Source organism: Amphritea sp. (assembly GCF_050300915.1).
Taxonomy (GTDB): domain Bacteria; phylum Pseudomonadota; class Gammaproteobacteria; order Pseudomonadales; family Balneatricaceae; genus Amphritea.
Genome location: NZ_JBNKYN010000005.1, coordinates 24,092 through 37,903 on the forward strand (window position 1 = coordinate 24,092; position 13,812 = coordinate 37,903).

A 13,812-nucleotide genomic window follows, 5' to 3' on the forward strand; every position below is an offset into this window, starting at 1 on the left:
ATTATTATCAATTAGTTACCACTTTCAAACGCCGGAGCATTTGGCAGATCGCGCATCAGCAGGGCATATTCCAGATCAACATCAATATCCAGCGGCAGACGAACTTTATGGCCAGACCCAGGGGCGCAGTCTTTGGTTTCGCCCTGGAGGTTTTCCAGATGTTCCAGTTTAAACTTGCGGTTGCCGGCAGGCGTCATCAGCTCCAGGGTATCGCCCACCATAAAGCGGTTTTTCACTTCGATATCCAGCGTGCCTCTTTGCGCATCGCGGCCGATCACCTCGCCGACAAACTGCTGGTGCACCCCCACGGAGTTACCGGTTTCATAGTTCTGGTACTCGTCATGCACATGACGGCGATAGAAACCTTCGGTGTAGCCACGGTTAGCCAGATTTTCCAGCGTATCCATCAGCCCCATATCAAACGGACGCCCCGCCACCGCATCATCGATCGCCTTACGGTAGGCCTGCGCGGTGCGTGCAACATAGTAGTGCGATTTGGTCCGGCCCTCGATCTTCAGCGAATGGATACCCATCTCAGTGAGGCGGTGCACATGCTGAATCGCCCGCAGATCCTTGGAGTTCATAATGTAGGTGCCATGCTCATCTTCAAACGCTGGCATATATTCGCCCGGACGGGTCTCCTCCTGCAACAGATACATCTTGCTGGTCGGTTCGCCTTCGCCCAGCGCAGGTTGCACAGGTGTTTCATTCGGGTCAAAGTTCTGCACCGGAATCAGATCACCATTATCACTCTGAGTCGCCTCGTGGGCGTCATATTTCCAGCGACAGGAGTTGGTGCAGGTTCCCTGATTCGGATCACGGTGATTGATATAACCGGATAACAGACAGCGACCAGAGTATGCGATACACAGCGAACCATGAACAAACACTTCCAGTTCGATCTCCGGGCACTTCTCGCGGATCTCGGCAATCTCGTCCAGTGACAGCTCACGGGACATAATAATCCGTTCAATACCCGCCTGATGCCAGAACTTAACACTGGCCCAGTTCATCGTATTCGACTGCACCGACAGATGGATCGGAACATCCGGCCAGTGCTCCTTAACCATCAGAATCAGGCCAGGATCAGACATAATCAACGCATCAGGCCCCATCTCAATAACGGGGCGCAGATCATCTATATAGGTTTTCAGCTTACTGTTGTGGGGCATAATGTTACTCGCCACATAGAGCTTTTTACCCTGAGCATGGGCGATATCAATCCCCTCATGCAGATTATCCAGATTGAAGTCGTTGTTACGCACCCGCAGGCTGTAACGTGGCTGACCGGCGTATACGGCATCCGCACCATAGGCAAATGCGTATTTCATATTGCGCAGCGTTCCCGCTGGCGAAAGAAGTTCTGGTTTAAACATTATTCACAACATTGAAAAGTTAGGTTGTGCAGCTGGCTCAGGCCATATCCTGCAAGGGAATTTTAAACAGTGGCGTATAGATAGATCCACGCTCGCCCGGCTTACTCTGAAACAGAATCACCGAGTCCGCCAGACTGAAAAGATCCAGCGCTGGCCAGTCGTCGGGCGGTACAAACTGGTTTCTGGCAGGCAATCGTCCCAGGGTGATATGAGGCTTAAAATCCTCCTCTTTAAACTCAATCCCCGCTTCCAGAGCGATCTCCATCATCGCCCGGTTAAGACTATTGAGCTCTTCATCCTCCTGGCTCATCGCTGCAATGACCGACAGCTGTTTGCTCACCGGATAATACTGAGCCGTATTGATGCGCACCTGAAAAGAGCGGACATCAGACAACTTGTTGCGGGCGATATCTTCCAACTGATCAACCTGCTCCAGTGATATCTCGCCCAGAAAGCAGAGCGTCAAATGATAAGATTCTGCGTCAACCCAATCGACCTCTATCTGCTTATCATACTGACACAGGGTATCAGCGTAATCAGCCAACCATCGGGCCACAGAACCCGGCAGGGCCAGCGCAAAAAACGCACGAATATCCATTAAAACGTTGTCTACCTCGTCAAAAAAGACTAGCTATTTTGCCCGTCCAGCGGTGTGATCGCAATCACTAACCTGTATAAAAAAGCGACAATTTGTACTTCAACCGCCCTGACGTACTTTTTCCTGCGCCGGCAACGCCTGAATGCGAGAAACCCAGCGGTCTATCGCCGGATAGTCCGAATAGTCAAAACCAGCGACTTTAGGCCAGGAAATAACCATCGCACCATGCAGATCAGCGACCGTCAGTTTGTTACCAACCAGATATTCCTTATCCTGCAGATGGCTTTCAAGCACCGGCAAGAAGCGATCCAGAAGCTGGCGCTGTGCATCAATATTTTGCCGGTCAGGCTCACCATCAGCGTACTTAACCGCCAGTAACATATCCAGAGCAGGCACTTCGATCTGATTACTGATATACAGACTCCAGCGATACAGATCGGCTTCCTGCTCAAGCGTATCCACCCACAACAAGCCCGCGCCATATTTGCGAGCCAGATAAAACAGAATCGCCTGACTCTCCCAGAGCACCAGGTCTCCATCCACCAGGGTAGGCAATTTACCGGTAGGATTCAGCGCCAGGTATTCCGCGCTTTGAGTAGGTTCACTGCGGGGCATCAGAGGAACATTTTCATAGGCTAAACCCAACGTTTCAAGCGCACACATCACCATGCTGGCGCGGGAATAGACACCGCCATAAACCTTAATCATCTCACTCTCCTTGAGGTTGCGTTTTACCTTGCTTGAAGCTGCTCTACTTTCAACTGCAGGTTATTCAGTTTCTGACGTATCTGTAACAACTCATTATTGGTCACCAAGCGGGAACCATCAATTGCCTTAACCGCCTGCTCGTTCACCTTGACCCGACGTTCCAGCCCTGCGGCCAGCCCCTGATCACCTTTCAGAGAGATAACCTGCTCAGCCAGTAGCGCCATTTTCTTTTTCTGATCCGCCTGCTGCAGCTCAACCGACTCGGTCAACGCCTGGAATTCGGTGCTCAGAGCAGAGGCGCTCTGGCGAATAGCGGCCACCTGTTTGCTGTTTTCACTGCCTTTAGCGTCAGCCGCTTTCAACTGTTTATCCAGTTTTGCCAGCTCAGTATTCATCCCCTCAAGAGTCTTAGCCTGCTGATCGATCTGGGTTGAAGCATCACTCAACAGTTTTTCCAGTTCAGCAATCTTAGGTGTATTACGCTGATGAGCAACGACCCAAAGCTTACCATTTTCGCTATTCAACTTAGTCACTTCTGCATCAAGCCGGGTAATGGCTGCGTCAAACTTAGCGACATCTGCATCCACTTTTTCAAACTTCTGCTGGGCAGCCGCAGCCTGTCGCTGCACCTGATTCTGCAACGTTTCCCCTGACTGAGCAGCACTGTTACCGGCCACCAGAAACAGCTTCTGCAGTTCAACGATCTCCTGCTCAACCGCCTGACGCTGGGACTCAAGTGTTTGTAGCTGCTGATGCTGCAAAAAGTTCCAGTAGGCCAGCCCAGCCACCGCTGCAGCCAATAGCAAAATAATCAGATAGCTCAGAGCACTACTGCCAGAGCCTTTCTTTTGCTCCGCGACAGCGTGAGGACGGCCTGCAGCAGGATCCGGAGAAGACTGTGGCTGCGTCTTAGCACCGGGAAGTTTGATGTTCGGCTCCCGCTCTGCCGGACCTAAGCTCGGAAGCTCAAGATCTTTATCCTGATCACGCATTTAAATCTCTCTATCAGATCAATAGTTCAGTTCAGAACTGCTGATATTACACCATCTGGCCGTTTTTTTGCCAAAAGAAAAGCCCCGTGCAGAACACGGGGCTTTCCAGGTAGCGTATAGCTTAAGAGCAGATGATTACATCATGCCGCCCATGCCACCCATACCGCCCATACCACCCATGCCGCCCATATCAGGACCGCCTTCAGATGGAAGGTCAGCAATCATCGCTTCAGTGGTGATCATCAGACCAGCAACAGAGGCCGCAGCCTGCAGCGCAGAACGGGTTACTTTAGCCGGATCAAGAATACCCATCTCAATCATATCGCCGTACTCACCGGTCGCAGCGTTGTAGCCAAAGTTACCTTCACCCTTTTCACGGATGTTAGCAACGATAACAGAACCCTCTTCACCGGCATTACCTACGATCTGACGCAGAGGCGCTTCAAGGGCACGGAATGCCAACTCGATACCGACAGTCTGGTCATGGTTGTCGCCTTGCAGCGCGCCCACTTTGTCCATTGCACGGATCAGTGCAACACCACCGCCAGGAACCACACCCTCTTCAACCGCAGCGCGAGTCGCGTGCAGAGCATCTTCAACACGAGCCTTCTTCTCTTTCATCTCAACTTCGGTAGCAGCACCGACTTTGATTACGGCAACACCGCCTGCCAGCTTAGCAACGCGCTCCTGTAGTTTCTCACGGTCGTAGTCAGAAGAAGTTTCTTCAATCTGTGCACGAATCTGAGATACACGGGACTCAATTGCAGTGTGCTCACCAATACCATCCACAACAGTGGTGTTTTCTTTGGTGATGGTAACACGCTTAGCCTGACCCAGCTGATCCAGAACAGCAGTCTCCAGACTCAGACCGACCTCTTCAGAGATCACGGTACCGCCAGTCAGGATAGCAATATCTTCCAGCATCGCCTTACGACGATCACCGAAGCCAGGTGCTTTAACGGCAGCAACCTTAACGATACCGCGCATGTTGTTAACCACCAGAGTTGCCAGGGCCTCACCTTCAACATCTTCAGCAATAATCAGCAGCGGACGGGAGGTTTTAGCAACCTGTTCCAGAATTGGCAGCAGATCACGAATGCTGGACACTTTCTTGTCAACGATCAGCATGAACGGATTTTCCAGTTCAACGCTCATGTTTTCCTGGTTGTTGATGAAGTATGGCGAGAGATAACCGCGGTCAAACTGCATCCCCTCGACTACATCCAGCTCATTTTCCAGACCTGAACCTTCTTCAACAGTAATAACACCCTCTTTACCAACCTTTTCCATCGCTTCAGCGATGATGTCACCCACCTGGGTGTCAGAGTTAGCTGAGATAGTACCAACCTGAGCAATGGCTTTACCGTCAGCACAAGGAACAGACATCAGCTTAAGCTGTTCGACAACTGCCGCAGCAGCTTTATCAATACCGCGCTTCAGGTCCATCGGGTTCATGCCAGCAGCGACAGACTTCAGGCCTTCATTCACAATCGCCTGCGCCAGAACAGTTGCAGTGGTCGTACCGTCACCGGCAACATCATTGGCCTGGGAAGCAACTTCCTTAACCATCTGAGCGCCCATGTTTTCGAACTTATCTTTCAGCTCGATCTCTTTTGCTACGGATACACCATCTTTAGTGACGGTAGGAGCACCGAATGCTTTATCCAGAACAACGTTGCGGCCTTTTGGCCCCAGAGTTGTTTTAACTGCATCAGCCAGAATATTTACACCCGCCAACATACGTACGCGAGCATCGTTACCAAACAGTACTTCTTTAGCCATTTTTAAAAATCCTGTGTCTAAAAAAATTCAATCAGAAATTCTTACCAGAGAACTGAAATCAGTTTTCCAGCACACCGTAAATATCGCTTTCATTCATGATCAGCAGCTCTTCACCGTCGATTTTAACGGTATTAGAACCGGCATACTGACCAAACAGTACAGTGTCGCCAACCTTAACAGCCAGAGCCAGAACTTCACCGGTGCTGGTAATACGACCAGTACCGACAGCAAGCACTTCACCCTGGTTAGGCTTTTCAGCAGCAGAACCTGGCAGCAAAATACCACTGGCAGTAGCGGCTTCTTCTTCTTTACGGCGAACAACGACACGGTCGTGAAGCGGACGAATTTTCATTGAATCTCTCTCCTGATCCGTTGATCAAAAAAAGTCAGTTTTGTTTTATAAAGTGTAAACGCTGTAAGCGCTTACAAATCCTTGGATGACACACTAAATGGGGGCGCTGAAAGAGATTTCAACACCCGGGCAAAATTATTTTTTAATCTTCGCGACGGAAGTCACCATCAATAATATCGCCACTTTGCTGGGTATCGCTGTGGCCGGGACGCTGACGCTGATTCAGCGTATCATGGCTTGCAGCACCACCCTGACGATGCGACATCGCCACTATTGTAAAGCGACTCATCAGCAACCGGGCAAAACGTTGGCGGGTAAAGGGAATAAGACAGAGAAAGCCGATCACATCGGTGACAAACCCGGGCGTCAGCAGCAACGCGCCACCCACCGCCAGCACGATCCCCTCAACCATCTCATTGCCGGGAATCTGGCCTTCGTTCATCCGCTGCTGCGCCCGGGCCAGAGTTGATAATCCCTGATAGCGCAACATATTCACGCCGATAAAGGCTGACAACAACACCAACCCAACGGTATACCAGGCCCCGATCGCCTGGCCGACATTAATCAACACGGTTATTTCAATCACCGGAATGACAATAAACAGCAGTAAGAGAAAGCGCATAATGCTCCAATCCTGTGCCAGACAGCATCTCTGTCAGCACTGCTTAAAAAAATTTACGCCCTGCGAAATTTCGCTACGCAAGGAGCCAAACAGAAAAAAATACTGCACATTCAACATAGTTAGGGACTGTTTCTGCCTTTTCAACCCCTCGGAAACTATTCGCGATTGCAGCATTACGACTAAATAACTACAAACCACCCTCTACAGAAGCGCACAAATTATCACTTAACAATCAGACACTTAAGCAAGAAAGGACAGACTATTGATAATATAAGTCATTGTTTATTATGAATATTAAACAATACCACCTTTAGGCAGTAGACTTTTTTGCAGAAGCGTTATAAGTTCATATGCACAGCATTTTGCAACGCACAAATACGGCTATAATAAAAACGAAAAGAAAATATAGAAGATAAGGTAGTAAAAACTGATGGAACTGAAAGATAAAGTAATCGTTATCACTGGCGGCGGTCGTGGTCTGGGTCGTGCTATGGCACTTGAACTGGCTGAAAAAGGCGCAAAACTGGCTCTGGCTGACCTGGATCAGGAAGGCCTGGATGAAACCATTGGCATGTGCATGGAGTTCGGCGTTGAAGCCCGTGGCTACATCGCTAACGTTTCCGATGAAGATTCTGTTGTAAAACTGTTCAACGATGTTGCATCAGATTTTGGTGCCCTGCACGGTCTGGTAAACAACGCGGGTATCACTCGTGACGGCCTGTTCATCAAAGTTAAAGATGGTGAAGTTGTCAGCAAGATGAGCCTGGATAACTGGAACCTGGTCATTGATGTTAACCTGACCGGAACATTCCTCTGTGGTCGTGAAGCGGCTATCAAGATGATCGAGCTGGGCAACGAAGGCTGCATCATCAACATCTCCTCTATCTCTCGTCACGGCAACATGGGCCAAACCAACTACACCGCCACTAAAGCGGGCGTAGAAGCAATGGCGGTTACCTGGGCAAAAGAACTGGCCCGTTACGGTATCCGTGCAGCCTCTATCGCACCGGGTTATATCGGTACTGAGATGGTAATGAGCATGAAACCTGAAGCGCTGGAAAAAATCGCTGCTGGCATCCCGGCTAAACGTCTGGGTAAGCCACAGGAGATCGCCAACACCGTTGCCTTCATCCTGCAAAACGACTATGTAAACGGTCGTTGCATCGAAGTAGACGGCGCACTGCGGGTGTAATATCTCCACAGGTTGCGTCTGAAAAGCCAGCAGCGATGCTGGCTTTTTTGTTTTTTGCGGCTGACATGTCGACCTTGTTTACGCTCCACAGCCGATGTTTACCACCCTGAAATAAGTATCAGGGTAGCGCCCCATGTTATCTTTAACTGGTGAAGTCGACTATGTCATACTTCGCTATATTAAAGCAGCCATTTAAAGTAAGCCTAATGATCAGAACTATATTAATCGTTGAAGACGAAGCAGAGATCGCTGATGCATTGGTTTATGTCTTAAAATCTGAAGGCATGAACCCTGTCTGGGTAAGTACGGCCCAGGATGCTTTAATCAAGCTCACGGCGACTGCCGTTGATTTGGCTATTTTAGATGTAGGTCTGCCTGACGGTAATGGTTTTGATCTGTTTAAAACTATTCGCGAAAGTTATGCGATACCGATGATGTTTTTGACCGCACGTTCAGAAGAGATTGACCGGATTATTGGTTTGGAGATTGGCGCCGATGATTATGTCACCAAACCATTCAGCCCCAGAGAGGTGGCAGCCAGAGTTAAAAACATCCTGAAGCGGGCTGGCGCTGATACGGCCACACAGACCAGCACGGAAACAAATCGGACTAAGAACGGCTTTAATGTAGACAGCCAGCAGATGAAAATCAGATATCAGGGACAGATACTGGAGCTGACTCGCAGCGAATACTCTTTACTCGAAACCCTGATAAACCATCCGCAACAGATATTTTCCCGCCGACAATTAATAGAAGCGGTCTGGTCATCACAGCACCCATCTGATGAGCGGGTAATTGATACACATATTAAAAGTTTGAGACAAAAGCTGAAAAATATCGATGCCGTCAATGTACCCATTATAACTCATCGCGGCTTCGGCTATTCCCTGGCTGCCACTTCATGATAAAAATAAGCTTTAGTCTTCGCGCGTTTTTTGTTTTTTTTATTATTCTGGGCGCGTTAACCTGGTTTTTTCTGGATAAAGCCACTGACAAACTCAGTACCGCATTTCAGCAATCATCGGAAACGGTATTAGTCGATACAGCGAACTTACTGGCAACCTCTTTAGAACATCAGTTTCGGGATCAGGTGCTGGATACAGATGAAATCTCACGTATTTTTGAAGAGAGTTATAAACGCAAAATCCAGGCGCAAATCTACAGTTTGTATAAAGATGCCATAGATCTGGAGATCTACATCACCAACCGGCAAGGCATCGTAATATATGATTCTACGGGTCTACATGAAGGTGAAAATTTTTCTGCCTGGCGAGATGTGAAGCTTACGTTGGAGGGAGAGTATGGAGCCCGGAGTAGTTTTCGTTATGAGAATAAAACGGGTAAAACTGATGAGAAAATTATGGTCGTCGCGGCCCCGATTCAAATTGAAGGGAATATCGTCGGCGTGCTCAGTGTTGTCAAACCCATCAGGCCTTTAGAGCAGTTACTGGCAACCGAAAGCGAGAATTTGAAAAGCTACATATTAGTTGGCTTAGCTATCGCCATGCTGATTGGCTATTTGGTGAGCCATAGTTTTACTGCGTCCATCTCGCGGCTGGTCGACTATGCGAATAACATGGCGTCAGGGCAACGTAGCAAGCAGCCCGCATTTATGGATACACGTTTTGATAATCTGGCAACAGCGATTACGCATATGCGTGACCAGCTGGATGGCAAAGAATATGTCGAACACTACATCCACGGCTTAACACATGAGTTGAAAACTCCACTCACAGCCGTTGCTGCAGCGGCAGAACTGTTATCTGAAGAGATGCCCGCCGCTGAGCAGAAGCGTTTTATAAATAATATCCGCGCTTCAAATACACGTATGCAGGCATTGGTAGAACGCATGTTGGATCTGGCCAGGCTAGAAAACATGACCACCCTGACAGAGATTAATGCGTTTGATTTAGCGGATATTATTGAGGCGAAAATAGGTGAAAGTGACTCTATTATTCGTGAATATGACCTCCATATCCATGTCGATAAACCTGAACAATTAATAGTCCATGGCGATAAGTTATTGTTGCAGCAAGCAATAAGCAACCTGGTGGATAACGCTTTGGAAAATAGTCCGCCAGGGGGCCACATCAGCATTAGTTATGAACTTCAGGCTGGCCGGCATCATGTTAAAACCATCAATGAAGGTCGCTTGGATGATTTTATGATCGAACGGGCGTTTGAGCGTTTTTTCTCATTACACTCTAAAAATGGCGCACGTAAAAGCACCGGCCTTGGTTTGAGTTTTGTCCGTGAAATCATGCACCTGCATCATGGCGAAGTGAAATTAGGCAATATTGCATCAGGCGTATGCGCAGAAATGTCCTGGCCCGTTAAGTTAGGCTGAATCAAAAAAACACACAATCCACACATAAATCACAAGTGGCTTTGAGAAAGTTATTCCAACCGAATTTAAGGAGGAATGACATGAACAAGCTACGCCCCCATCTGATAACACTACTGTTGTACTGGTTATTGATAGCGCCCGCACAGGCCAGTATTGAAGAGAGTGATACAGCACCGCAACTATTGATGAGTGACGCCCGGCAAGGTTCACAACCGGCTTTATTAATGAATAGTCACATCAGAGGGCAGGTTAATGGTCTGGTAGTGTCTCTGACACTGACTCAGGAGTTTAAAAACACCAGCGCTAACTGGGTCAACGGTCGCTATGTCTTCCCATTACCTGACAATGCTGTTATCGATAGCTTAACGCTGACCAATGAAGACCGTGTTTTGCATGGCGTCGTCAAGGAAAAACAGCAAGCCAAAAAGATTTTTGAACAGGCAAAAGCGGCTGGCAAGAAAGCCGGATTGCTAGAGCAGAATCGTCCCAACTTATTTGCGATGTCGATGGCAAATATCGCCCCTCACTCGACAATCAAAGCAGAAATCACCTGGGTGCAAAAAGTACATTATGAAGGCGGCGTGTTTTCATTATCGCTACCAACAACACTCACCCCTCGCTACATTCCAGGAGAAAGCCTGCAACTTAGCCTGAACGAGTTAACAGAACAGGCTGAAGCGATTGCAACAACCATTCAACAGGGTTGGGCGGTCAACACCGATCAGGTTCCAGATGCTTCAGAGATCACCCCGCCACAGGTGACAGGTATGAATAGAGTCGATACACACCGTATTGATATGGATATTCATCTGAATGCGGGTCTGCCATTGGATAAGATTTCCAGCATCAGTCATGCAATAACAGTTGAACAGCAAGGATCGGCTTATCAGGTCAAATTTCAGAATAAAGATGAGCTCATGGATAGAGATGTCTTGTTGCAGTGGCAAGCAGCAGCGCATTCGATTCCCAAGGCGGCTATATTCACCGAGAAAAAAGGAAGTGCTTATTACAACTTAATCATGATCAATCCACCGGTTAAAAATATTGTGTCAACCTTGCCCAAGGATGTGACCTTTATTGTGGATACCTCAGGATCAATGGCTGGCGGCTCTATGGAACAGGCTAAAAATGGTTTGTTAGCCGCATTAAACTTACTATCGCGTAAAGACCGTTTCAATATCGTTGAATTTAATAGTAAATCCAGTCAGCTATATGATGACTCTCAACCCGTGTCGGACAGCAGCCTTCGTTCGGCACAGATCTTTGTAAAAAATCTCCGTGCGAATGGCGGTACTGAGATGATGGGGGCACTTCAACTGGCGATTGCACAGCCAGAGCATGAAGAATATTTGCGTCAGATCATCTTCATTACTGATGGCTCCGTGGGTAATGAAAAAGCATTATTCAGTTACATCAATCAGCATCTGGGTAAAGCTCGCTTGTTCACTGTTGGCATAGGTAGTGCGCCGAACACTCACTTTATGCATGGCGCAGCCAAATATGGCAGAGGCACATCGACTCAAATCAGCGACCTATCTGAAGTCAATGCAAAGATGACCCGCTTATTTGAAAAACTAAGCTATCCAGTCATGCGTGACCTCAAAGCGCAATGGCCAGCGGATGTCACCGTTGAATCTTATCCTGCCAATATTCCTGATTTATATGTATCTGAGCCGATCATGCTGATTGCACGTTCGGAAAAGCCAATCGACACGGTCACACTCACCGGACAGATTGCAGGTCAGCCCTGGCAACAGGAGTTACTGGTTAAACAGGGAGGATCAGCCACCGCCGAGAATATTAATAAGATCTGGGCGCTGGATAAGGTAAACGACTTGATAGAAAAGTCTGTTCTCTATGGCGAGCCAGTCACAAAATACAAAAATGATATTGTGAAAATAGGTGTTGAGAACCAGATCGTGACGCAGTTCACCAGTTTTGTTGCCGTCGATGAAGCAATTGCAAAACCTGAAAAAGCGGTGGCTAAAGATGAGCAAGTGCCTAACTTACTGCCTAATGCCAAAACCGTTCATGCTCCAGGAACAGCGACACCAGCCACCTTACAGATATTGCTGGGCTTGATTCTATTACTCTGCGCCCTTGTTTACCAGCGCTTCGCACAGTGTCCAAGCCAAAAGGGTCTGCAAGCATGAAAGCGCGTAGATATCTCATCATGCTAAGCCTGATTGCGGCGAGCGCATGGCTGATGGGGAACGGGCTTTACATTAAAGCTAAAGCTCAGGTTGCAGACTGGATGATCAGCAACACATGGGAGGAACGCCAGCCAGATGGCGTTCCACAAAAGCCCTGGCCATGGGCCGATACCTGGGTAGTCGCTCGTATCGAGGTGCCTCGCTTAGGTAAAAAACAGTATGTAATGCAGGATGCCAGCGGCGAATCGCTGGCATTTGGCCTGGGTGCCGTGATACCCGTATCCGGCAATGGCTACAACTTTATTTCGGGACATCGGGATACTCATTTTGACTATCTCGATCAGTTAATAATAGGTGATACGGTAACTGTTGAAACCTATCTGGGACAGCGGCTGTCATACCGAATCACAGCCACCAATGTGGTTGATACCCGAAACGGTCCGTTGACCGTTGATCAGAACAGCCAGGGGCTATCACTAATCACCTGCTGGCCGATGGATAGCATAGTACCGGGAGGCCCCTTGCGTTATGTCGTTTCAGGGGTGTTAACCGGGCGGTCAGAAACTTAGTAATAACATGGACTAGCTCAGACCTGATCGGCCATTAAAATATATATTTTTTCACTCGTTGAATACGCCGCATAATTTACCCTGTAAGCTGTAGCGACTATCTGAATACGCATTCATCTGCACCAATACCACCATTTGGATATCACCTTTTCTGACACTATCTGGAAACAAAGATGACAATATACAAATCAGCTGAGGGTGAACAGGCCGTTCAGGAATACTACCAAACATTCATCAATCACTGGCCCGTGCCCTGTCAGCAATTAAAACTGGATACCCGCTTCGGTGAAACCCATGTGCTGACCTGCGGTGATAAAACACTGCCCCCTCTGCTGCTGATGCATGGTGCTATGGCGAACGCCAGCGCCTGGTTTTTCGATATCGAGGCCTGGTCAAAGCATTTTCGCATCTATGCCATCGATATGATCGGCGAACCCGGCCTGAGTGCACAGAAACGCCTGCCGCTGGACTCTGATGCCTATACCCTGTGGCTGGATGATGTGATGCAGGAAGCGGGGCTCGCTAGCGCTGCTGTTGTGGGCGAATCACTGGGCGGCTGGCTGGCACTCGACTACGCCAGCCGACGACCAGAAAGGATTACAAAACTCGCTCTGCTGGTGCCGGGTGGCGTAGGACCACAACGTAAATTCCTCTTCAAAGCGCTACCGCTGATGTTGTTGGGGAGATGGGGCAAGCGCAAAGTGCGTGAGATGATCTTCGGTCCTGAAGAGAAAGATCCATCCCCCACAATCCTCAAATTCAGGGAGTTCTTCGGGCTGATTACCCAGCACGTTAAACCCCGAATGGAAAAACTGCCGATCTTCAGCGATACAACCCTGCAAAACATCCGCGCCCCAATGCTGGCCATTGTCGCCGGTAAAGATGTTCTGCTCGACTCCAAAGCCACGCAAGCCAGGCTCGAAGCCAATGTCGCCGATGTCCGGGTCATCTGCCAACCGGAAGCCCGGCATCTGATTCGGGAGAGGGGGGAAATCTTAGAATTCTTGTTAAAAAGCAGTGGCTAGACCGTCGCTGCGCGACTAGCTAGACGCGGCTTCGCCGCTTGCTCGTGGCTAGGAGAGCCTTCTTTATAACTATAGAGAGATTTTTAAAAAGATGAG

13 protein-coding genes are annotated in these 13,812 nt (G+C 48.7%); 6 read left to right on the forward strand and 7 right to left on the reverse strand.

The annotated features are described in order from the left end of the window. Positions 1-11 precede the first annotated feature (11 nt). The 7 genes from yegQ to ACQY8X_RS02245 all read right to left on the reverse strand — a co-directional run bounded on the left by yegQ (position 12) and on the right by ACQY8X_RS02245 (position 6,430). The gene (yegQ, locus tag ACQY8X_RS02215) at positions 12-1,376 is read right to left on the reverse strand and encodes a tRNA 5-hydroxyuridine modification protein YegQ (protein ID WP_428033506.1); all 1,365 of its coding nucleotides are present in this window, start codon (positions 1,374-1,376) and stop codon (positions 12-14) included. A gap of 37 nt (positions 1,377-1,413) precedes the next feature. After that, on the reverse strand, positions 1,414-1,974 hold the full coding sequence (thpR, locus tag ACQY8X_RS02220) for an RNA 2',3'-cyclic phosphodiesterase (protein WP_428033507.1): 561 nt from the start codon (positions 1,972-1,974) through the stop codon (positions 1,414-1,416). Positions 1,975-2,073: 99 nt separating this feature from the next. After that, positions 2,074-2,682, reverse strand: a complete 609-nt coding sequence (locus ACQY8X_RS02225; protein ID WP_428033508.1) for a glutathione S-transferase family protein — start codon at positions 2,680-2,682, stop codon at positions 2,074-2,076. 23 nt (positions 2,683-2,705) lie between these two features. Next, entirely contained in the window at positions 2,706-3,674 is a 969-nt protein-coding gene (locus ACQY8X_RS02230; RefSeq protein WP_428033509.1) for a hypothetical protein, read from the reverse strand. Positions 3,675-3,809: 135 nt separating this feature from the next. Further along, positions 3,810-5,456 (reverse strand): chaperonin GroEL, encoded by a 1,647-nt coding sequence (groL, locus tag ACQY8X_RS02235; RefSeq protein ID WP_428033510.1) that lies wholly within the window; start codon positions 5,454-5,456, stop codon positions 3,810-3,812. A 58-nt stretch (positions 5,457-5,514) separates the two neighbouring features. Beyond that, on the reverse strand, positions 5,515-5,808 hold the full coding sequence (locus ACQY8X_RS02240) for a co-chaperone GroES (protein ID WP_428033511.1): 294 nt from the start codon (positions 5,806-5,808) through the stop codon (positions 5,515-5,517). Between the two features lie 142 nt (positions 5,809-5,950). Beyond that, positions 5,951-6,430 (reverse strand): FxsA family protein, encoded by a 480-nt coding sequence (locus ACQY8X_RS02245; protein WP_428033512.1) that lies wholly within the window; start codon positions 6,428-6,430, stop codon positions 5,951-5,953. A 430-nt stretch (positions 6,431-6,860) separates the two neighbouring features. Here ACQY8X_RS02245 and ACQY8X_RS02250 point away from each other — a divergent pair, with 430 nt between their 5' ends. The 6 genes from ACQY8X_RS02250 (at position 6,861) to ACQY8X_RS02275 (ending at position 13,716) form a co-directional block, all read left to right on the forward strand. After that, the gene (locus ACQY8X_RS02250) at positions 6,861-7,622 is read left to right on the forward strand and encodes an SDR family oxidoreductase (protein WP_299198699.1); all 762 of its coding nucleotides are present in this window, start codon (positions 6,861-6,863) and stop codon (positions 7,620-7,622) included. Positions 7,623-7,828: 206 nt separating this feature from the next. After that, positions 7,829-8,527, forward strand: coding sequence for a two-component system response regulator CreB (gene creB / locus ACQY8X_RS02255; RefSeq protein ID WP_428033513.1), 699 nt, complete (start codon positions 7,829-7,831; stop codon positions 8,525-8,527). After that, positions 8,524-9,969 carry a two-component system sensor histidine kinase CreC gene (gene creC, locus ACQY8X_RS02260; RefSeq protein WP_428033514.1) on the forward strand — a complete coding sequence of 482 codons (1,446 nt, stop codon included), beginning with the start codon at positions 8,524-8,526 and terminating at the stop codon, positions 9,967-9,969. Before creB ends, creC begins: the two co-directional genes overlap by 4 nt. A gap of 80 nt (positions 9,970-10,049) precedes the next feature. Beyond that, entirely contained in the window at positions 10,050-12,122 is a 2,073-nt protein-coding gene (locus ACQY8X_RS02265; protein ID WP_428033515.1) for a marine proteobacterial sortase target protein, read from the forward strand. Further along, positions 12,119-12,691 carry a class GN sortase gene (locus tag ACQY8X_RS02270; RefSeq protein WP_428033516.1) on the forward strand — a complete coding sequence of 191 codons (573 nt, stop codon included), beginning with the start codon at positions 12,119-12,121 and terminating at the stop codon, positions 12,689-12,691. The genes ACQY8X_RS02265 and ACQY8X_RS02270 overlap by 4 nt, the downstream gene beginning before the upstream one ends. 173 nt (positions 12,692-12,864) lie before the next feature. Next, on the forward strand, positions 12,865-13,716 hold the full coding sequence (locus tag ACQY8X_RS02275; RefSeq protein ID WP_428033517.1) for an alpha/beta fold hydrolase: 852 nt from the start codon (positions 12,865-12,867) through the stop codon (positions 13,714-13,716). The last annotated feature ends 96 nt before the right edge of the window (positions 13,717-13,812 follow it).